The sequence below is a fragment of the Faecalibacterium sp. DFI.5.82 genome (assembly GCF_029076575.1).
In the GTDB taxonomy this organism is placed as follows: domain Bacteria; phylum Bacillota; class Clostridia; order Oscillospirales; family Ruminococcaceae; genus Faecalibacterium; species Faecalibacterium duncaniae.
This window is the reverse complement of sequence record NZ_JARFIS010000809.1, coordinates 1-299: the sequence shown is the minus strand read 5'-3', so window position 1 is coordinate 299 and position 299 is coordinate 1. Positions and strand designations below refer to the sequence as shown.

The 299-nt window shown below is 53.8% G+C and carries 1 protein-coding gene; it reads right to left on the bottom strand.

Annotated features, from left to right (window positions below):
• Positions 1-299, bottom strand: a 299-nt coding sequence (locus tag P0G09_RS19000) for a site-specific integrase (protein ID WP_275253450.1), incomplete at both ends; no start/stop codon positions are given.

Sequence of the window (299 nt, the reverse complement as noted above, 5' to 3'; positions counted from 1 at the left end):
GTTTTCCTCAAAGTCGATCGCATCCCACTTCAGCCCCAGCACCTCGCTGCGGCGCAGGCCGTAGAAGGATGCCAGCAGAACCGGGATCTCCAGCTTGGTGCCCTCTGCAACCTCCGTCAAAGCATGGATCTCTTCGGCACTGTAATAGCTGCCCTTGAACGCATTCTTCTTCGGACGCTCGACCTTATCAGCCTGATTGGTGGGGATCAGGTCGATCTTGACCGCATACTTCAATGCATTGTGGATGTTTGCATGGTAATGGATCACCGAATTTGCCTTGACCCGTTCAAGCTGTTTGG